Consider the following 18,642-nt stretch of genomic DNA (forward strand, 5'->3'; position numbering starts at 1 on the left):
GGACTGGTGATGTCAAACGAGGCCATCCTGATCGCGGCGGTCGCCGCGGTGCTGGTGTGCGTGGCGCTGCTGCTGGTCATCCGCCCCGGGCGCGGGCAAGGTTCCGTGCTGGCGGATGGCGTGGAGGCGCGCGCCACCGTGCTGAGCGTGCAGGACACCAAGACCCGTGCCCATGGCAACCCGGTGGCGCTGGTGCGCCTGGATGTGCTGCCCCCCGATGGCGCCAATTACGAGGTGGTGGTGAAGCAGGAGGTGACGCGCCGCAACGCCCTGATGCTGGCGCCAGGGCAGGTGGTGTGGGTGCGCTTCAACCCCGAAAACCGGGCCGAGACGGTGATCGTGCCGCCTGAGGGCTGACGCCGCTCACGCCTCGTCGGCGAGCCGGTTCTGCGCCTGGGTGATGATGCTGCCCGGCGGCACGCTCTGGGTGAGCCAGACATTGCCGCCGATGGTGGAGCCACGCCCGACCGTGATGCGTCCCAGAATGGTGGCGCCCGCGTAGATCACCACATTATCCTCGATGATCGGATGGCGCGGCTCGCCCTTCACCAGCGCACCGGTCTCGTCCTCGGTGAAGCGCTTCGCTCCGAGGGTGACATGCTGGTATAGCCGCACATTCTCGCCCAGGATCGCGGTTTGCCCGATCACCACGCCGGTGCCGTGGTCGATGAAGAAGCGCGGGCCGATCTGCGCCTGCGGGTGGATGTCGATGCCCGTTTCAGCCTGCGAGATGCCGGCCAGCAGCCGCGCCACCAGAGGCGCGCCGAGCTGGTGCAGCACATGTGCCAGGCGGTGATGGATGATGGCGCGCATGCCAGGGTAAGCCAGCAGCACCTCGGCCATGGAGCTGGCCGCCGGGTCGCCGCGATAAGCGGCGATCAGATCCTCGGCCAGCATGCCGCGCAGGGCGGGGAGCTGGGCGGCGAAATCGCGCACGATGGCGGCGGCATGGGCCTCGGCGGAGGCGGCGGTATCGGCGGGTGGGCGGAACATCAGGTCGCGCCGCACCTGCTCGGTCAGCGCCGCCAGCGCCTGCGCCAGCGTATGGCCGACGAAGTAATCGATAGTCTCATCGGTGAGGTCCGGGCAGCCATAATGGCTGGGGAACAGCACCGCGAGCAGCCCGTCACGGATCTTCTCCAGCGCGGCGCGCGAGGGCAGTTCGCGGATCTGGCCGCGATGGCGGATCTTGTGCGTCACCTCGCGCGAGAGGCGCAGCCCCGCGACCACGCCGGCGAGGTCCGGCGCCGTGCTTTGGGCCGCCTGTTGCAGCCCCGGTTTCTGCTTGTCTATGCCCATGTTGCGTGCCCTGGCGCGGCCCTGCTTGGCCGCGGCTCAGGGTAATACGCGCTGCGTCCCGCTGTAAACGGGCGTCACCTCGGCGCGGCGGCGGGGCAGGCACTCGGCCAGCCGCGCGCCCAGGATGGCGGTGCCCACGAACACCAGCGCGCCCGGGGCGAGATGCCCGGCCATCACCAGCCCGGGGCCAGGGCAGATGCCCGCCATCCCCCAGCCAAGGCCGAAGATGGCGGAACCAACCACCAGCCGGGCGTCGATCACGCGCTGGCTGGGCATGGCGAGCGGGTCACCCATGATGCTGCGGTTGCGCCGCTTGATCCAGGCGAAAAGCGGCATGGCGGTGGCGGTCGCGCCGCCCATCACCAGCGCCAGGGCTGGATTCCAGTCGCCGGTGAAATCGAGGAAGGCTTTCACCCGGTCAGGGTCGGTCATGCCCGAAAGCAGCAGGCCGAGCCCGAACAGCAGGCCGAAACCGAAGGCGGTGAGACGGCGGATCACAGCACATGCCTCCTGACGAACACGGTGGCGGCCGCCACCGCCATGAACACCAGCACAGCGACCAGCGAGCGCGGCGAGAGCCGTGCCAGCCCGCAGACGCCATGGCCGCTCGTGCAGCCCCCGCCGATCCTTGCGCCCAGCCCGCTGAGCAGCCCCGCCCCGGCCAGCAGCGGCAGGCTCTGCCCTGTGAGGCCCTGCGGCAGGTGCTGCCCCGCCAGCCCGGCAATGGCCCCCGCGGCGAGCAGCCCGGCCAGGAATGCCCATTGCCATGCCGCCGCCCCGCGCCGTGTGGCGCTGGCGAGGATGCCGCTGATGCCCGCGATGCGGCCATTGAAGAACAGCAATCCGCTGGCGGCGGCGCCGATGATCACGCCACCCGCGAGGGAGTCCGCCAGCTGGGTGGGATCGAGAATGATTGTCATGCCGAGGGATATAGGCGATTACGCCGCCTCTGCCGAGACCCATGCGCCGCGTGCAAGCTCTGCGCCAAAACCATGCCCGCCCCACGGGGCAAGCGCGCTCTCCCGGCGCGCGCTGATCAGGTAAAAATTTCCACAAAACAAACTTTGATCGATAATAATATTTCTTTATGTCGTAAAATATTTAATATGGAAAAAAATCTTTCCGTTTTTCGGCTAAATTTGGTCTGGACTGCGCCGGGAAAAACGCTATCTGCCATTAAGAGAGTTTGGGAAAGCTTTGAGATGTCTTTGCATGTGATCACCGCCAACCGCCTGCACGATGGCGTTTCCGTCTGGTTTGCCGGGGCGCGGGGCTGGGCCGAGCATGTGGACGCCGCCGCCACCTATGACGACGCGGCGCTGGAGACCGCGCTCGCCGCCGCACAGCCCGCGGATGTGGCGGCGCATGTGGTGGATGTGCGGGCCGTGCCGGTAACGCGTGAGGGTGCGCATCTGGTGCCGGTGGCGCATCGCGAGCAGATCCGGGCGCGCGGCCCCTCGGTGCGGGCCGATCTGCCGGCCGGGCCGTGGCGCGATGGCGCGGCGCCGCTGCCGCCGCTGCCCTCGGCCAGCTCCACCTCGCCGCATGCGGGCATCTACCGTTACGACGAATATGACCGCGACTTCCTGCGCCAGCGCGCGCGCGAATTCGGCGACCAGGTGGCGCGCCGCCGCGTGGGCGCGCTGAGCGAGGATGAATTCAAGCCGCTGCGGCTGATGAACGGCGTGTATCTGCAATTGCACGCCTATATGCTGCGCATCGCCATCCCCTATGGCGTGCTCAGCGCCACGCAGCTGCGCCAGTTCGCCTATGTCGCCCGGCATTTCGACCGCGGCTACGGCCATTTCACCACGCGGCAAAACATCCAGTTCAACTGGCTGCGGCTGGAGGATGTGCCCGCCGCGCTGGCGGTGCTGGCCGAGGCCGATCTGCACGGCATCCAGACCAGCGGCAATTGCATCCGCAATGTGACGACCGACGAATATGCCGGGGCGGCTGCGGATGAAATCATCGATCCGCGCCTCTATGCCGAGATCATGCGCCAATGGTCCACCGATCACCCGGAATTCACCTATCTGCCGCGCAAGTTCAAAATCGCCATCACCGGCGCCGCGCATGACCGCGCCGCCGTGCGCGTGCATGACATCGGCATCGAGGCGCATCGCAACGCCGCCGGTGAGCCGGTGTTCCGCATCTTCGCGGGCGGCGGGCTGGGGCGCACCCCTTATGTCGCCATCAAGCTGCGCGACGAGGTGCCGGTCGCCGAGTTGCTGCGGTATAACGAGGCGATCCTGCGCACCTATAACGCGCTGGGGCGGCGCGATAATCTGTTCAAGTCGCGCATCAAGATCCTGATCCGCGAGATGAAGCCGGAAGCCTTCATCCAGATGGTCGAGGATGAATACGCCGCGCTGCCGCCGGATTACTGCGTGCTCACGCCCGATCTGGTGGAGGAGGTGGCGGCGCGCTTCGTGGTGCCGGAGTTTCCGCGCCAGGATACCGGCGCGCTGGCCAAGGCGCTGGCCGGGGATGCGGACTTCGCCGCCTGGGTGGAGCGCAACACCAACCCGCACCGCGCGCCGGGCTATATCTCGGTGGCGATCTCGCTGAAGCCGGCGGGTGGGATTCCGGGCGATGCCAGCGCCGACGAGATGGACGCGGTGGCGGATCTGGCCGATCAGTATTCGCTGGGCGAGATCCGGGTCAGCCATGTGCAGAATCTGGTGCTGCCGCATGTCGCCAAGGATGATCTGTACGCGCTGTATCAGGGGCTTAAGCGCGCCGGGCTGGCCACCGCCAATCTCGGCCTGGTCTCCGACCTCATCTCCTGCCCCGGCATGGATTACTGCGCCCTGGCCTCGGCCCGCTCCATCCCGGTCGGGCAGCGCCTGGCCGAGCGTTTCGCCGGGCGCGAGCGCGAGATCGGCACGCTGCATGTGAATATCTCGGGCTGCATCAATGCCTGCGGGCATCATCATGTCGGCCATATCGGGCTGCTCGGCGCCGATAAGAATGGCGAGGAGGTTTATCAGATCACGCTCGGCGGCGCGGCGGATGAGAAGGCGGCGATCGGCAGCATCGTCGGCCCGGCCGTCTCCACCGAGAAAGTGCCGGATGCCATCGAGGCCATCGTCAACGCCTATATCGCGCGGCGGGAGCCGGGCGAGCGTTTCATCGACACTTACCGCCGCCTGGGCGCGGCGCCGTTCAAGGAGGCTTTCAATGCCGCTCGTTAACACCAAGGGCGAACTGATCGCCGAAACCACCATCCCGGCGCTGCGCGTCGCCCCCGATGCCAAGCCCGACGCGGTGGCCGCGCAGCTCGGTGCCTATGCGCTGGTGGAGATCGAATTCCCCAAATTCCGCGATGGCCGGGGCTTCACCCTGGCGCGCACGCTGCGCGAACGTTACGGCTATGCGGGCGATCTGCGCGCCGTCGGGCATTTCCTGCCGGACCAGTTCCGCGCCCTGATCGGCTGCGGCTTCACCAGCTTCCTCACCCCGCCCGAGCATGACGCCGCGCAATATGCCGCGGCGCTGCGCCCTGGCCGCCAGCCCGGGCAGTTGCTGCGCCGCAGCCTCAACCGCGCGCGCGAGGCGCAGCTGGAGCAGCAGGCGGCGGCCTGACAGGCGCCGGGTTTTGTGCCTAGATTGACCAGGGGGGCACGAGCCCAACGGATAAGACATTTGGAGAGATGACATGCCGGTCAACAGCGTTCTCGAAACCATTGGCAAGACGCCGCATATCCGCCTGGGCCGGCTGTTTCCCGCCGCCAATGTGTGGGTGAAATCCGAGCGCGCCAACCCCGGAGGCTCGATCAAGGACCGTATCGCGCTGGCCATGGTCGAGGCGGCGGAGGCTTCGGGCGCGCTTAAGCCGGGCGGGCTGATCATCGAGCCGACTTCGGGTAATACCGGCGTCGGGCTGGCGCTGGTGGCGGCGGTGAAGGGCTACAAGCTGATCCTGGTGATGCCGGAGAGCATGTCCATCGAGCGCCGCCGCCTGATGCAGGCTTACGGCGCAACTTTCGATCTCACCCCGCGCGAGAAGGGCATGAAGGGCGCCATCGCCCGCGCCGCCGAACTGGCCGAGCAGAATCCCGGTGCCTTCGTGCCGCAGCAATTCGAGAACCCGGCCAATATCGACATTCATGCCCGCACCACCGCGCTGGAGATCCTGGCCGATTTCCCCGAGGGGCTGGATTATCTGATCACCGGCGTCGGCACGGGCGGACATATCACCGGCTGCGCCGAGGTTCTGAAAAAGCACTGGCCGACCCTCAAGGTATTCGCCGTGGAGCCGACTGCTTCGCCGGTCATCTCGGGCGGCGCGCCCGCGCCGCACCCGATCCAGGGCATCGGCGCCGGGTTCATCCCCGTCAACCTGCATCTGGCCGCGATTGACGGCGCGATCCAGGTGGAGGGCGAGGAGGCTAAGGAGTATGCCCGCCGCTCCGCCACCACCGAGGGGCTGCTGGTCGGCATTTCCTCCGGCGCCACCCTGGCCGCGATCGCCAAGAAGCTGCCCGAACTGCCCCCCGGCAGCCGCGTGCTCGGCTTCAACTACGATACCGGCGAGCGTTACCTCTCGGTGCCGGATTTCCTCCCGGCTTGATGTGAATCAATGTCATCTGCCCGGCAGCGGTTCATGGACCAGCCCATGACCGATGCCGAGCTTATCGCCCGCTATGACGGGCGCGTTCCGCGCTACACCAGCTACCCCACGGCGCCGCATTTCCACCCCGGCATCGGCGCCGAGACCTACGCGCAATGGCTGGCCGAACTGCCCGCCGAGGCCGCGATCTCGCTCTATATCCATGTCCCGTTCTGCGACCGGCTCTGCCTGTATTGCGGCTGCAACACCAGCGTCGTGCGCAACGACCGGCCCAAGCGCGCCTATGCCGCGCAGCTCTCGCGCGAGCTCGATCTGCTGGCCGATTCGATCGGCCGTCGGGCCAGCGTCACCCAGGTGCATTGGGGCGGCGGCACCCCCACCGCGATGCCCGAGGATTGCCTCGTCGGCATCATGGACCATGTGCGCCGCCGCTTCGCCCTGCGCCCCGATGCCGAGATCGCCATCGAGATCGACCCCACGACGCTGACGCCGGAGAGCCTGGACGCGCTGCGCCTGATGGGGGTGAACCGGGCCAGCCTCGGCGTGCAGGATTTCGACGAGGCGGTGCAGGAGGCGATTGGCCGCCACCAGAGTTTTGCGGAGACGGCGCAGGCTGCCCGGGCGCTGCGCGGGCTGGGCGTGAGTTCGCTCAACCTCGATTTGATCTACGGCCTGCCGCACCAGACCACCGAATCAGTGGCCCGCACCGCGCGCCAGGTCCTGGCGCTGGGGGCCGACCGTGTCGCCGTGTTTGGCTACGCGCATGTGCCCTGGATGAAGAAACACCAGAAGCTGATCCCCGAGGCGGCGCTGCCGGGGGCGGAGGCGCGGCTGAACCAGGAGCGGATGATCCGCCAGGTGCTGGAGCGCGAGGGCGGCTATCTGCCAGTTGGGCTCGACCATTACGCGCTGCCCGGTGATTCCATGGCCGTGGCGGTGCGCGCCAATGCCTTGCACCGCAATTTCCAGGGCTACACCACCGATGCGACGCCCGTGCTGCTCGGGGTCGGCGCTTCATCGATCGGCGCGCTGCCACAGGGTTATGTGCAAAACGCGCCGGGCGTGCCCGCTTACGAGGCCGCCATCGCGCAGGGGCGGTTGCCGGTGGTGCGCGGTGTCGCGCTCAGCCCCGATGACCGGCTGCGCCGCGCCGTGATCGAGCGCATCATGTGCGATCTGGAGCTGGACATTCCGGCCCTGGCCGCCGCGCTGGGCGAAGACGCCGCGCCGCTGTTGCGCGATGCCCGCAAGTTGGAGGATTTCGCCGTGGACGGGCTGGTGACATGGGATGGCGCGAGGCTGCGCGTGACCGAGCGGGGCCGTCCCTTCGTGCGCAACGTCGCCGCGCTGTTCGACGTTTATCTGCAACGCGCCACCGCCGCCGCGCCCCGCCACGCCGCCGCCGTTTAACGTCTGCGCTCGCAACCCCCGTGGCGCCGCCGCGGGGGTTTTGTTGTGCCCGCGCGCGGGACAAGAAAAAACCCTGCCATGGTAACCATGGCAGGGCCAAGTCTGGGGAGTGTATCCGCTTTGGGATGACCAATATGTGCCGCTTCTGGCCGGGATGTTCCTTGATACAAATCAAAATTTGCGGCTCAGCCTGGAATTTTTTAATCACGCCCGCGTGTGGGCGCGAATGCGATCAATTCGCGCGGATATTGCCCAGCCGGCGGTACAGCGTGTTGCGGCTGATGCCCAGATGGCGCGCGGCGGCGGCGATATTGCCGCCCGCCTCGGCCACGGCGGCGGCGATCATCGCATCGGATTGCGCGCGCAGCGTGGCGCCAGCGGCTTCCACCACTGGCACCGTCCGCTTCGAGGTGAGCTCGCGCAGCGCGTCCTCGCTGAGATGGTGCATCTGCAGCATGTCCTCGTCGTCCTCCAGCATCAGGCAGGCGGTGCGCAGCATGCCCGCGAGCTGGCGCAAATTGCCGGGCCAGGAATAGCGGGCGCAGGCGGCGGCGAGGTCGGGCGAGAGGGTGGGGGCGCGGCCGCCGCGCGATGCCGCTTCCCGCGCCAGGATGCGCTCGACCAGGGCGGGCAGATCGGTGCGCTCGCGCAGCGGCGGCAGCGAGACGGCGAGCCCGTTGAGCCGGTAATACAGGTCGGAGCGGAAGGTCTTGTCGGCGATGCGGGCCGAGAAGTCGGCATGGGTGGCGGAGATCAGCAGGAAATCGACCGGCACCGGCTTGCCCCCGATCGGCGTTACCGTGCCTTCCTCCAGCACCCGCAGCAGGCGGGTTTGCATGGCCAGCGGCATGTCGCCGATTTCATCGAGGAACAGCGTGCCGCCATGCGCTTCGCGGATGCGCCCCGGTGCGCCATCCTTGCGCGCTCCGGTGAAGGCGCCGGGGGCGTAGCCGAATAATTCGGACTCGATCAGCGTCTCCGGCAGGGCGGCGCAGTTCACCGCCACGAACGGTCCGCTCGCCCGCGGCCCGGCGGCATGGATGGCGCGGGAGAACATGTCCTTGCCCACCCCGGTCTCGCCTTGCAGCAGGATCGGCAGCTTGCGCCCCAGCACTCGGCGCAGCTGGCTGATCGCCTTGCTCACCCGGCTGTCGCCCGTATCCAGCGTGGCGAGCGCGTCGGCCTTCGGGGCCTCCGGCAGGGCCGGACGGCGCAGCAGCGGCGCGCGCATCTGCTCGACGCTCAGATACAGCAGCTCGCCATTATGCAGCCGCACGCCGGCGGGTTGATCGGGCATGCGGGCCAGCGCCATCAGCTCCTGTAGGCTGAGGTCGAACACGCTGGCGATGTCGCGCGCGCCGATATCCTCATGCCGCAGGCCGAGCATGGCGAAGCCCGCGCGGTTGGCGCCCAGGATGCGCCCATCCTCGGCCATCGCCACCGCGCCCTCCATCAGGCTGCCCAGGCAGTTGCTGGAGAGGTGGAAGCGCAGCTTGGTGTGGTTGACGAAGCTCAGCTCGAAGATGCGGTTCTCGATCATCTGCGCGGCAGCGCGCACCAGGCCGAACGTGTGCGGGTGGTAGCGGCGGGCGTCGCAAGAGATGTCGATCACCCCGAGCAGCGTGCCGCCCGGCTCGGTGAGCGGCGCGGCGGCGCAGGCGAGGAAATTGTTGTGGCGCAGGTAATGCTCGGCGCCATTGACCACGATCGGCTTGCGCTCGACCAGCGCGGTGCCGATGGCGTTGGTGCCGCGCGCCTCCTCGGCCCAGGAGGCGCCGGGGCTGAGCGCGACTTGCGCGGCGCGGGTGCAGAAATCGGTGTCGCCGGCGGCGTCGAGCAGGTAGCCGTTTTCGTCGGAGAGCAGCATGATGCAGCCGGAGTCTTTGATCTGGCTGAAGAAATACTCCATCACCGGGCGCGCCTGGGTGACCAGCGTGGCGCGGCGCTCCGCCGCCATGCGCCGCTCGGCCTGGGTGAGGTGTGGGGCGTCGCGCCGGTTTTGCTCCGGGGCCAGCCCCGCCATCCGGCAGCGCTGCCAGGAGCGGCTGATATCACCCGGATCGACGGCGCCCGCCGCGGTGGGAAAATGCTGCAAAGGTTCTGCTCTGGCGGAGAGACTGAATGGCTGCATGACCTTCGTGGATTCCTGTCCCAGTCGATTTCGCGGACACGATCTTTCTTCGCTATGCCGTGCCGTTGAAATTTTACTAGGGGAGACGGCACTGACGACGCAAATATCGTATCATCATGTCCTGTTTTGGTACAGCGTCCCGTTCCGGCGCGCGGACTCTTGCGCAGCATGCTACCAAAGACCCAGGTTTTCCGCGCCCGTGCCGTTTGGCACGGTGCTTGCCTTGAAGACCGCCGAGGCCCGCCACACATCTGGCGGGCCGGGAACGTACCGCACGAACGAAACATAACAGAGGAAACAAATAGAATGCTCGACGCCGCCATTTCCCCCGCCGCCGGCAGTTCCGTGGCCGGGTTCTCCTTCAAGCCGCGTTATGACAATTTCATCAACGGCAAGTTCACCGCCCCGCTGAGCGGGCAGTATTTCGACAATATCTCCCCCATCACCGGCCGCCCCTTCACCCAGGCGGCGCGCTCCAATGAGGCGGACATCAACCTGGCGCTGGACGCCGCCCATGCCGCCGCCGAGGCCTGGGGCAAGACGTCGGTTGCCCAGCGCGCGCTGATTTTGAACCGCATCGCCGACCGCATGGAGCAGAATCTCGACCTGCTCGCCTATGTGGAGACGGTGGATAACGGCAAGCCGATCCGCGAGACCACCTTTGCCGACGTGCCGCTGGCCATCGACCATATGCGCTATTTCGCCAGCTGCATCCGCGCGCAGGAAGGCTCGCTGGCCGAGATCGACGAGACCACCGTGGCCTATCATTTCCACGAGCCGCTGGGCGTGGTCGGGCAGATCATCCCCTGGAACTTCCCGCTGCTGATGGCGGTGTGGAAGCTGGCGCCGGCGCTGGCCGCGGGCAATGCCGTGGTGCTGAAGCCGGCCGAGCAGACCCCGGTCTCGATCATGGTGCTGATGGAGCTGATCGGTGATCTGCTGCCGCCGGGCGTGATCAATGTGGTGAATGGCTTCGGCCTGGAAGCGGGCAAGCCGCTCGCCTCCTCCAACCGCATCGCCAAGATCGCCTTCACCGGCGAGACCACCACGGGCCGGCTGATCATGCAGTATGCCAGCCACAACCTCATCCCCGTGACGCTGGAACTGGGCGGCAAGTCGCCGAACATCTTCTTCGACGACGTGATGGCCGATGACGACGCCTTCCTCGACAAGGCGATCGAGGGTCTGGTGCTGTTCGCGCTCAACCAGGGCGAGGTCTGCACCTGCCCGTCGCGCGCCTTCATCCAGGAGAGCATCTATGACCGCTTCATGGAGAAGGTGCTCAAGCGCGTGACCGCCATCAAGCAGGGCAGCCCGCTGGATATGAACACGATGATCGGCGCCCAGGCCTCCTCGGAGCAGGTGCAGAAGATCCTGTCCTATATCGACATCGGCAAGCAGGAAGGCGCGCAACTGCTCACCGGCGGCGCGCGGGCCGATCTCGGCGGCGCGCTGTCCGAGGGCTATTACATCCAGCCGACGGTGTTCAAGGGCCACAACAAGATGCGCATCTTCCAGGAGGAGATCTTCGGGCCGGTGCTGTCGGTGACGACCTTCAAGACCGAGGACGAGGTGCTGCAGCAGGCCAATGACACGCTGTATGGCCTGGGGGCGGGCGTGTGGTCGCGCGACGGCGGGCGCGCCTATCGCATGGGCCGCGGCATCAAGGCCGGGCGCGTGTGGACGAACTGCTACCACCTGTACCCGGCGCATGCCGCGTTCGGCGGGTACAAGCAGTCCGGCATCGGGCGCGAGACGCACAAGATGATGCTCGACCATTACCAGCAGACTAAGAACCTGCTGGTGAGCTACAGCCCGAATGCCCTCGGCTTCTTCTGAGGCGCAACAGGCGCCGGCGCGGGTTTTGGCGACAGACTCCGCGCTGGCGCTGATTGCCGAGCTGAAGGCGAAATATGGAGAGATCCTGTTTCACCAATCGGGCGGCTGTTGCGACGGATCGGCGCCGATGTGCTACCCTATCGGCGACTATCTGCTCAGCCCGGACGATGTGAAGCTCGGCGAGATCGGCGGCGTGGGGTTTTATATGAGCCCCTCGCAGTTCGAATATTGGAAGTACACCCAGCTGATCATCGACGTGGTGCCCGGCATGGGCGGGATGTTCAGCCTGGAGAACGGCACGGGCAAGCGCTTCCTCACCCGCTCGCGCGTGTTTACCGAGGCCGAGACCACGCAACTCGGCCTCTGACACGGAATATTATCGCGGCGCATGGTTGTGGCGGCGTGGGAAAATATGCCACGCTGTCCGGGCGGCGCGCCCGCTCCGGGAGCCGCGCCACAAGACATGGAGCACTAAGGATGAAATTGAGCAAATTCACGGGCGTGATGCTGGGCGCCGCGCTCTCGGCGGTTGCCGTGGCGGCGCAGGCCGGCACCCCGCCGGCACTCTACACCACCGCCCAGGCCAATGCGGGCGCCCCCGTCTACACCCAGAACTGCGCGATGTGCCATGGCGCGGACCTCAAGGGCGTCGCCGGGCCGGCGCTGATCGGGCCGAGCTTCCCCGCCGCGGGCAGCGCCGCCACTATCGGCTCGGTGTTCACCGTGCTGGCGCAACAGATGCCCGCCGGGCAGCCGGGCAGCCTGTCGCACGACCAATACGCCGACCTGATGGCCTATATTCTGAGCAAGAACGGCTACCCCGCCGGGAGCACGGCGCTCGACTACACCGCCAGCCTCAGCTCCAAGACGCCGCTGGTGTCGCAGGTTAAGTAATACCCCCTGGTATCCGTCCGTGGTGGTTGATAGATATCAATGCGCTACGGACGGAACATGCCAGTCTCCGGTCCGGATGAACCGTAATGGTGGATAGATATGACCGTGACCGCTGCTGATCTCATGACCCGCGACCTCGTGATGGTGCGCCAGCTGGACAACGTCTCCAAGGTTGCCGGGGTGTTGGCGGGGCGTGGCATCAGCGCCGCGCCGGTGGTGGATGCCGAGGGCAAGCTGCTCGGCATGGTCAGCGAGGAAGATTTGATGCGCCAGCTTGGCGCCGAGCATGAGAGCCGCCGCGCCTGGTGGCTGCAGATGCTGGCCGAGGGCGAGGATCTCGCCCCTGATTTTCTCGAATACCTCAAGCAGGAAAAACGCACCGCCGCCGATGTGATGTCGCGCGAGGTGGTGACCGTGGCGCCCGACGCGCCGGTGAGCGAGATCGTCGATCTCTTCGCCAAACACCGCATCAAGCGCGTGCCGGTGGTGCAGGAGGGCAAGGTGGTCGGCATCGTCAGCCGCGCCGACATCATCCGTGCGATCGCCGCCGGGCGCCTCACCTACGGCCAGCCTAACGGCTGAGACAGAGGCGCGCCGCCGCGCGGGCAGGGGGTAAAGTGGCAAAAAAAGGCGACGAGGTTTCACGTTTCGGGTTCATCCTCGCCTCAGTGCTGCTCTCGCTGCTGCTGTTTTCGGTGCTCAGCCGCCAATCGCAGCAACAGGTCAAAACCATCCCCTACAGCCAGTTCCAGAGCCTGTTGCAGGCGGGGCAGGTAGACAACCTTACCGTTGGCGACACGCAGATCACCGGCACGCTGAAGAACGCCCCAGCCGGGCAGCCCACGCAATTCGAGACTGACCGCGTGGACCCGGCCCTGGCGCAGGATTTGGCGAAGCAGAAGATCACTTTCTCGGGTCAGCCGGCGCCCGGCGCCTGGGCCACGCTGTTTGGCTGGCTGGCGCCGCTCATCCTGTTCGGCGGGCTGTGGTATATGCTGCTCGGCGGGCGCATGGGCGGGGCGGGCGGTGTGCTCTCCGTCGGCAAGAGTCGCGCCCGGGTCTATGCCGAAAACGACGTGCCGGTGCGCTTCAAGGATGTCGCCGGGGTCGAAGAGGCCAAGGCCGAACTCAAGGAAGTGGTGGATTTCCTCAAAAACCCCGGCGCCTATGGCCGGCTCGGGGCGCATATCCCCAAAGGCGTGCTGCTGGTCGGCCCGCCCGGCACGGGCAAGACGTTGCTGGCCCGCGCCGTGGCCGGCGAGGCGAAAGTGCCGTTCTTCTCCATCTCCGGCTCCGAATTCGTGGAGATGTTCGTCGGCGTCGGCGCCGCGCGGGTGCGTGATCTGTTCGAGCAGGCGCGGCGCTCCGCCCCGGCCATCATCTTCATCGACGAACTGGACAGCCTGGGCCGCGCCCGCAACGCCGCCATCCCCGGCGGCGGCAATGATGAGAAAGAGCAGACTCTGAACCAGCTCCTGGCCGAGATGGACGGGTTCGACCCGTCCTCCGGCGTGGTGCTGCTGGCCGCCACCAACCGGCCCGAGATCCTCGACCCCGCGCTGCTGCGCGCCGGGCGCTTTGACCGGCAGATTTTGGTGGACCGGCCGGACAAGGCCGGGCGCGTGCAGATCCTTGGCGTGCATATGCGCAAGATCAAGCTCGCTCCGGGCGTTTCGTCCGAGGAGATCGCGGCGCTCACGCCCGGCTTCACTGGAGCCGATCTCGCCAATCTGGTGAATGAGGCGGCGCTGCTCGCCACCCGCCGCCAAGCCGAGGCGGTGACGCTGGAGGATTTCACGGAGGCGGTGGAGCGCATCATCGCCGGGCTGGAGAAACGCACCCGCCTGCTCGTGCCCAAGGAGCGCGAGGTGGTAGCGCATCACGAGCTGGGCCACGCGATCACCGCCATGGCCCTGCCTGACAGTGACAAGGTGCAGAAGATTTCGATCATCCCGCACGGGTTGGCGGCGCTGGGCTATACCATCCAGCGCCCCGGGGCGGACCGCTTCATCATGGGCCGTCAGGAGATGCTGGACCGCATGACCGTGCTGCTCGGCGGGCGGGCGGCGGAGTCGCTGATCTTCCCCGATGTCTCCACCGGCGCGGCGGATGATCTGATGCGCGCCACCGACATCGCGCGCTCGATGGTGGTGCGCTTCGGCATGGACGACAAGCTCGGCCAGATGACCTATGAACCGGAGACGCCGCATCTGCTCGGCAATACCGGCGTGCCGGATTGGCGCCCGCGCCAGTATAGCGAGCAGACCGCCGCCGCCATCGATGCCGCGGTGCATGATTTGGTGGAGAGCGCCTTCAACCGCTCGCGCGCGATTTTGCAGGCCAATATGCCGGTGCTGCGCGAGGCGGCGCGCGAGTTGCTGAAGGAGGAGACGATCTCGGGCGACAAGCTCGACGAGCTCGCCGCCAAGATCCCCCCCTGGACGGATCGTGCCTGACCAGGACGAGGTGATCGCCTTCCTCGCCCAGGGGGAAGATGCCCGGGCCGAGACCCATATCTCCATCGTCTTCCTGCATCCCGGCATCGCCTATAAGCTCAAGCGCGCGGTGCGGCTGCCCTATCTCGATTATTCCACCCTGGCGCGGCGCCAGGCGTTTTGCGAGGCGGAGCTGGCGCTCAACCGGCGCACCGCCCCGGCGTTATATCTGGGGGTGCGCGCGATCACCCGGGCCGCCGCGGGCGGGCTGGAGTTCGACGGGCCGGGCGCGCCGGTGGAGTATGTGGTGGCGATGCGCCGCTTCGCCGAGGCTGATCTGCTGGAATCGCTGGCCAAGGCCGGGCGGCTCACCGCACCGCTGCTGCGCGACCTCACCGACGCCATCGCCGCGTTCCATGCCGCCGCCGAGCCCGCCTTGCGCGACGGCGCGGCGCTGCTGCGCGGCGTGATCGCGGGCAATGCGGAGCGGCTGGCGCAATGCGGGTTCGACCCCGCGCTGGTGGCGGCGGTGAATGCCTCCTGCCGCGCCGCCCTGGCCGCGCAGGCGAAACTGCTCACCGCGCGCGGCGCGAAAATCCGCCGCTGCCATGGCGATCTGCATCTGGGCAACATTGTGCTGTGGCAAGGCCGGCCGCTGATCTTCGATTGCATTGAGTTCTCGGATGATTTCGCCTGCATCGACCCGCTCTACGACCTCGCTTTCCTGCTCATGGATTTGCTGCGCCGGGGCGAGGGCGGGTTCGCGGCGCTGGTCGCCAATCGCTATCTCGACCGTACGGCGGAGGCCGGGGGGCTGGCGGCACTGCCTTTGTTCATCGCCGTGCGCGCCGCCATCCGCGCGCATGTGCGGGCGGCGCAGGGCAAAGCGGGCGAGGGGGCGGGGTATCTGGCCCTTGCGGTGGCGGCGCTGGCCCCGGCCACGCCACGTCTGCTCGCCATTGGCGGCTTCAGCGGCGCGGGTAAATCCACCCTGGCGGCGGCGCTGGCGCCCGAGCTGGCGCCCATGCCCGGCGCGCGGGTGCTGCGCAGCGATGTGCTGCGCAAGACGCTCCACGGCGTAACCCCGGAAACCCGGCTGCCCGAGAGCGCCTATACGCGCGCGATGAATGCCAAGGTCTATGCGCGGCTCTATGAAGAGGCCGAGGCCGCGCTCCAGGCGGGGGCCAGCGTGATTCTGGATGCCGCCTTCCTGCGCGGCGAGGAGCGGGCGGCGGCCGAAGCCCTCGCCGCCCGGCTGGGGGTGGCGTTTCACGGCGTCTGGCTGGAGGCGCCGGATGAGGTGCTCGCCGCGCGGCTGGAAGCGCGGCGCGGCGATGCCTCGGATGCCGGGGTGGAGGTGCTGCGCCGCCAGCAGGCGCTGGAAACCGGCGCGATCACCTGGGCTCGCCTGCGCGCCGCGCCGGTTGAGGCGCTGCGCGCGGCGGTGCTGGCTCAGGCCCGCATCGAGCCGGTGTCGATGAAGCGCTGATGCCAGGATAGCGCCTCGTTCGGCAGGCAGGGCGATTGCTGGCCATAAGAATGCTGGCGCGCGCGGTTGAAGTAGTCGCGCAGCATCGGCTTGTAGTCCGGGTGGGCGCAGTTTTCGATGATCACCTGCGCGCGCTGCTTGGGCGAAAGCCCGCGCAGATCGGCCAGCCCCTGCTCGGTCACGATCACCTGCACGTCCTGGGTGATGTGGTCGACATGCGAGGCCATCGGCACGATCGCGGAGATCTTGCCGCCCTTGGCGGTGGAGGGGGTCATGAAGATCGAGACATAGGCGTTGCGCGCGAAATCGCCCGAGCCGCCGATGCCGTTCTGGATGCGCGAGCCCATCACATGGGTCGAATTCACATTGCCGTAGATATCGGCCTCGATCAGCCCGTTCATGGCGATGCAGCCCAGCCGGCGCACCAGCTCAGGGTGGTTGGAGATCTCCTGCGGGCGCAGGATCATCTTGTCGCGATAGGCGGCCATGTTGGCGTTCAGCGCCGCCGCCGCCTCGGGCGAGAGCGAGAACGAGGTGGCGGAGGCGATGCGCATCTTGCCAGAGGTCAGCATGTCCAGCATGCCGTCCTGAATCACCTCGGTATAGGCGGTGAGGTTCTCGAAGCGCGACTCGTTGAGCCCGGTGAGCACGGCGTTGGCGATGTTGCCCACGCCCGATTGCAGCGGCAGCAGGTGCGGCGGCAGGCGGCCCTTCTTCACCTCATGCTCGAAGAATTCGATGAGGTGGCGCGCGATGCTCAGCGCGGTTGCGTCCGGCGCGGAGAAGGGCAGGTTGCGGTCCGGCGCATTGGTCTCCACGATGGCGGCGATCTTGGCCGGGTCGACGCGGAAGGTGGTCTGGCCGATGCGGTCATCCGGGCGCACCAGCGGGATGGGCACGCGGTTGGGCGGCAGGGCGGTGCCGTAATAGATGTCGTGCATCCCGGCCAGCGCTTCGTTCTGCCAGGAATTCACCTCCAGGATGATCTTGTCGGCGCGGTCGAGCCAGGTCTTGTTGTTGCCGACCGAGGAGGAGGGGATCAGCGCGCCATCCTCGGTGATGCCGACGATCTCGATCAGCGCGGTGTCCAGCGGGCCGAGAAAGCCCTGCCACGCCATCGGCGCCACCTGGGAGAGGTGCATGTCGAAATATTCCATCTTGCCGCTATTGATCTTCTCGCGGGCGATGGGGTCGGAGTTATAGGGCAGGCGGAACTCGATGCCGTCGGCCTTGGCCAGCGCCCCGTCCAGCTCCGGGCCGGTGGAGGCGCCGGTCCACACCCGCAGGCGGAAGGAGTCGCCCGCCGCGCGCGCGGCCTCCATGCGCTGGGCCAGCGCCTGCGGCACCACCTTGGGGTAGCCCGAGCCGGTGAAGCCGCTCATCCCCACCGTGCTGCCCGGCGTGATCAGCTCGGCGGCGGCTTCGGCCGGCATGATCTTCTGCCGTAATGCGGTGGATTTGATGCGGCTGTCTTGGCTCATCCTGTAATCTCCTGCGTCAAACAATATTCTTCTAAAGCGGCCTGTCGCCAGGCAACTTTACGCCGCGCCTGATAGACGATCCGGCAAGAGTTGGACATAAGCCCGCGCCCGAAAATCCACCCTGCCAGCCTTGCGCCGGGCGCAGGACATGTTGCAACGCAGCATGTTGTGTTTGTTCCGGTCGCGGCCTTCAACTTTGCCGATTATTCGGTTTTGGCGCGCCTTTGCGGGCGCGGGCTTGACGATCTTTGACCTGGATCAATGCGCAGCCGCGCGCCTGTGCCGATGGTGCCGCTCAAATTTGGCGCGCCGCTGATCGCGAGATGCCTGATAACGCGCCGCTCCCAAAACCGGAGGGAAAATCAGCATGGCGCCAGAGTTCGAGACTTTCGACGAATTGATGCGTGCGCAGGGCGCCATGTCTCGCCAAGCCGTGATCGGCGCCATGCTCAACGCCTCGCATAACCTCAAAGACAACAGGCCATGAAACACATTACCATTCTCGGTGTCGGCAATACTCTGTGGGCGGATGAGGGCTTCGGCGTGCGCGCCGTGCAAGCCCTGCATACGCGCTACGTGTTTCCGCCAAATGTGCGGCTGATCGATGGCGGCGCCCAAGATCTTGCGCTGCTGCCGGTCGTCGAGGAGGCCGATGTGCTGATCCTCGTCGATGCGGTGGAGTTCGGCCAGGAACCGGGCGCGCTGGTGCTCGCCGATGACGACGACGTGCCGCACTGCCTTGCGGCCAAGCCGATGAGCCTGCACCAGACGGGCGTCGTGGATGCGCTGGGCTTGGCCAAACTGCACGGCACGATGCCCCTGCATGTGCGACTCATTGGCATGCAGCCGCTGGATCTGGAGAATTACGGCGGCCCCGTGACCGGCCCCGTGCGCGCGCAGATCAACGCGGCGATGGCGGAAGTGCTCGCCTATCTCACGCGGTTCGGTGTGGCGGCGCGGCCTCGCGCGGCGCATGAGAAAGCCCCGAAGCTGGCCCCGGCCTCCGCCGCGCTTGATAATTACGAGGCCGGATGCTTCGCGTGAGCTAGGATCCCCGGCGCGACGCCCCGCGCCGCTCAGGCTTTTTG

At 67.2% G+C, this 18,642-nt stretch carries 17 protein-coding genes; 12 read left to right on the top strand and 5 right to left on the bottom strand.

Going from position 1 to position 18,642, the window contains the following annotated elements; translation table 11 throughout:
- The first annotated feature begins 9 nt into the window (after positions 1 to 9).
- Positions 10 to 357, top strand: a complete 348-nt coding sequence (locus LI953_RS06520; RefSeq protein WP_227075239.1) for a DUF3592 domain-containing protein — start codon at positions 10 to 12, stop codon at positions 355 to 357.
- Between the two features lie 6 nt (positions 358 to 363).
- On the opposite strand, the gene epsC is transcribed toward LI953_RS06520, so the two are convergent.
- Genes epsC through LI953_RS06535 form a run of 3 tightly spaced genes read right to left on the bottom strand, consistent with a single transcriptional unit; the run spans position 364 to position 2,219 of the window.
- The gene (epsC, locus tag LI953_RS06525) at positions 364 to 1,299 is read right to left on the bottom strand and encodes a serine O-acetyltransferase EpsC (RefSeq protein WP_227075240.1); all 936 of its coding nucleotides are present in this window, start codon (positions 1,297 to 1,299) and stop codon (positions 364 to 366) included.
- Between the two features lie 36 nt (positions 1,300 to 1,335).
- Positions 1,336 to 1,797: a DUF6691 family protein gene (locus tag LI953_RS06530; RefSeq protein ID WP_227075241.1), complete on the bottom strand. Its 462-nt coding sequence runs from the start codon at positions 1,795 to 1,797 to the stop codon at positions 1,336 to 1,338.
- Positions 1,794 to 2,219 carry a YeeE/YedE family protein gene (locus LI953_RS06535; RefSeq protein WP_227075242.1) on the bottom strand — a complete coding sequence of 142 codons (426 nt, stop codon included), beginning with the start codon at positions 2,217 to 2,219 and terminating at the stop codon, positions 1,794 to 1,796. The genes LI953_RS06530 and LI953_RS06535 overlap by 4 nt, the downstream gene beginning before the upstream one ends.
- Before the next feature lie 282 nt (positions 2,220 to 2,501).
- Between LI953_RS06535 and LI953_RS06540 the strand changes: the two genes are divergently transcribed.
- The 4 genes from LI953_RS06540 to hemN all read left to right on the top strand — a co-directional run bounded on the left by LI953_RS06540 (position 2,502) and on the right by hemN (position 7,285).
- Positions 2,502 to 4,496, top strand: a complete 1,995-nt coding sequence (locus LI953_RS06540; RefSeq protein ID WP_227075243.1) for a DUF2849 domain-containing protein — start codon at positions 2,502 to 2,504, stop codon at positions 4,494 to 4,496.
- Positions 4,483 to 4,887: a DUF934 domain-containing protein gene (locus LI953_RS06545; RefSeq protein WP_227075244.1), complete on the top strand. Its 405-nt coding sequence runs from the start codon at positions 4,483 to 4,485 to the stop codon at positions 4,885 to 4,887. The genes LI953_RS06540 and LI953_RS06545 overlap by 14 nt, the downstream gene beginning before the upstream one ends.
- 73 nt (positions 4,888 to 4,960) lie before the next feature.
- Entirely contained in the window at positions 4,961 to 5,875 is a 915-nt protein-coding gene (gene cysK / locus LI953_RS06550; RefSeq protein WP_227075245.1) for a cysteine synthase A, read from the top strand.
- A 33-nt stretch (positions 5,876 to 5,908) separates the two neighbouring features.
- Complete coding sequence (gene hemN, locus LI953_RS06555) at positions 5,909 to 7,285, top strand: oxygen-independent coproporphyrinogen III oxidase (RefSeq protein ID WP_227075246.1); 1,377 nt, start codon at positions 5,909 to 5,911, stop codon at positions 7,283 to 7,285.
- 232 nt (positions 7,286 to 7,517) lie between these two features.
- On the opposite strand, the gene LI953_RS06560 is transcribed toward hemN, so the two are convergent.
- Positions 7,518 to 9,416 carry a sigma-54-dependent Fis family transcriptional regulator gene (locus LI953_RS06560; RefSeq protein WP_227075247.1) on the bottom strand — a complete coding sequence of 633 codons (1,899 nt, stop codon included), beginning with the start codon at positions 9,414 to 9,416 and terminating at the stop codon, positions 7,518 to 7,520.
- A gap of 306 nt (positions 9,417 to 9,722) precedes the next feature.
- Here LI953_RS06560 and adh point away from each other — a divergent pair, with 306 nt between their 5' ends.
- From adh to LI953_RS06590, 6 genes are all read left to right on the top strand, one after another.
- On the top strand, positions 9,723 to 11,255 hold the full coding sequence (adh, locus tag LI953_RS06565; protein ID WP_227075248.1) for an aldehyde dehydrogenase: 1,533 nt from the start codon (positions 9,723 to 9,725) through the stop codon (positions 11,253 to 11,255).
- Positions 11,236 to 11,622, top strand: a complete 387-nt coding sequence (locus LI953_RS06570; protein WP_227075249.1) for a DUF779 domain-containing protein — start codon at positions 11,236 to 11,238, stop codon at positions 11,620 to 11,622. Before adh ends, LI953_RS06570 begins: the two co-directional genes overlap by 20 nt.
- Positions 11,623 to 11,732: 110 nt before the next feature.
- Positions 11,733 to 12,149: a c-type cytochrome gene (locus LI953_RS06575; RefSeq protein WP_227075250.1), complete on the top strand. Its 417-nt coding sequence runs from the start codon at positions 11,733 to 11,735 to the stop codon at positions 12,147 to 12,149.
- 99 nt (positions 12,150 to 12,248) lie between these two features.
- Positions 12,249 to 12,731 (top strand): CBS domain-containing protein, encoded by a 483-nt coding sequence (locus LI953_RS06580; RefSeq protein ID WP_227075251.1) that lies wholly within the window; start codon positions 12,249 to 12,251, stop codon positions 12,729 to 12,731.
- A gap of 35 nt (positions 12,732 to 12,766) precedes the next feature.
- Complete coding sequence (gene ftsH, locus LI953_RS06585; RefSeq protein ID WP_227075252.1) at positions 12,767 to 14,605, top strand: ATP-dependent zinc metalloprotease FtsH; 1,839 nt, start codon at positions 12,767 to 12,769, stop codon at positions 14,603 to 14,605.
- On the top strand, positions 14,598 to 16,073 hold the full coding sequence (locus LI953_RS06590; RefSeq protein WP_227075253.1) for an AAA family ATPase: 1,476 nt from the start codon (positions 14,598 to 14,600) through the stop codon (positions 16,071 to 16,073). The genes ftsH and LI953_RS06590 overlap by 8 nt, the downstream gene beginning before the upstream one ends.
- Here LI953_RS06590 and LI953_RS06595 read toward each other — a convergent pair.
- Positions 16,037 to 17,554, bottom strand: a complete 1,518-nt coding sequence (locus LI953_RS06595; RefSeq protein WP_227075254.1) for an acetyl-CoA hydrolase/transferase family protein — start codon at positions 17,552 to 17,554, stop codon at positions 16,037 to 16,039. The two genes, LI953_RS06590 and LI953_RS06595, sit on opposite strands and share 37 nt — an antisense overlap.
- Positions 17,555 to 18,037: 483 nt before the next feature.
- Between LI953_RS06595 and LI953_RS06600 the strand changes: the two genes are divergently transcribed.
- Positions 18,038 to 18,598 carry a HyaD/HybD family hydrogenase maturation endopeptidase gene (locus tag LI953_RS06600; RefSeq protein WP_227075255.1) on the top strand — a complete coding sequence of 187 codons (561 nt, stop codon included), beginning with the start codon at positions 18,038 to 18,040 and terminating at the stop codon, positions 18,596 to 18,598.
- Positions 18,599 to 18,642: the final 44 nt, after the last annotated feature.

The organism is Acidocella sp. KAb 2-4 (assembly GCF_020567705.1).
GTDB lineage: Bacteria > Pseudomonadota > Alphaproteobacteria > Acetobacterales > Acetobacteraceae > Acidocella.